Annotated in this window: 1 protein-coding gene; it reads right to left on the bottom strand. The window is 63.3% G+C overall.

Annotation, left to right across the window (positions count from 1 at the left end; genetic code table 11):
- A partial coding sequence (gene tuf, locus ACF8NF_RS21455; RefSeq protein WP_392451242.1) for an elongation factor Tu occupies positions 1–1,111 on the bottom strand: 1,111 nt, incomplete at both ends.

The raw sequence follows: 1,111 nt of genomic DNA, 5'->3' as shown, positions 1-1,111 counted from the left end.
CCAGCGCCCACGGTACGGCCGCCTTCGCGGATAGCGAAGCGCAGACCTTCTTCCATGGCGATGGGGGCGATCAGCTTGACGGTGATCGACACGTTATCGCCAGGCATCACCATTTCCTTGTCGGCGGGCAGCTCGATGGAGCCGGTCACGTCGGTCGTGCGGAAATAGAACTGGGGACGGTAGTTGTTGAAGAACGGAGTGTGGCGACCACCTTCGTCCTTGGACAGCACGTACACCTCAGCCGTGAAGTGGGTGTGGGGCTTGATGGAGCCGGGCTTGCACAGCACTTGGCCGCGTTCCACGTCTTCACGCTTGGTGCCGCGCAGCAGCAGGCCCACGTTGTCGCCAGCCTGGCCTTGGTCCAGCAGCTTGCGGAACATTTCCACGCCGGTGACGATGGTCTTCTGGGTGTCGCGAATACCGACGATTTCGATTTCTTCGCCGACCTTGATGATGCCGCGCTCAACGCGACCGGTCACCACGGTGCCACGGCCGGAGATCGAGAACACGTCTTCCACGGGCATTGCGAAGGCACCGTCCACAGCGCGCTCGGGCGTGGGGATGTAGGTGTCCAGGGCTTCAGCCAGACGCAGGATGGCGGGCTCGCCCTTGTCGCTTGCGTCACCTTCCAGGGCCAGCTTGGCCGAGCCGCGGATGATGGGGGTGTCGTCGCCGGGGAAGTCGTACTTGGCCAGCAGCTCGCGCACTTCCATTTCGACCAGCTCCAGCAGCTCTTCGTCGTCCACCATGTCGCACTTGTTCAGGAACACGATGATGTAGGGCACGCCCACCTGACGAGCCAGCAGGATGTGCTCGCGGGTCTGGGGCATCGGGCCGTCAGCGGCCGAGCACACCAGGATAGCGCCGTCCATCTGAGCAGCGCCGGTGATCATGTTCTTGACGTAGTCGGCGTGGCCGGGGCAGTCAACGTGAGCGTAGTGGCGGTTGGCCGTTTCGTACTCGACGTGGGCGGTGTTGATCGTGATGCCGCGGGCCTTTTCTTCAGGTGCTGCGTCGATCTGGTCGTAAGCCTTGGCTTCGCCGCCGAACTTCTTGGACAGAACGGTGGCGATGGCAGCCGTCAGGGTCGTCTTGCCGTGGTCCACGTGAC

Source organism: Delftia sp. WSY_22 (assembly GCF_043104185.1).
GTDB lineage: Bacteria > Pseudomonadota > Gammaproteobacteria > Burkholderiales > Burkholderiaceae_C > Comamonas > Comamonas tsuruhatensis.
This window is presented reverse-complemented; position numbering and strand designations above follow the sequence as displayed.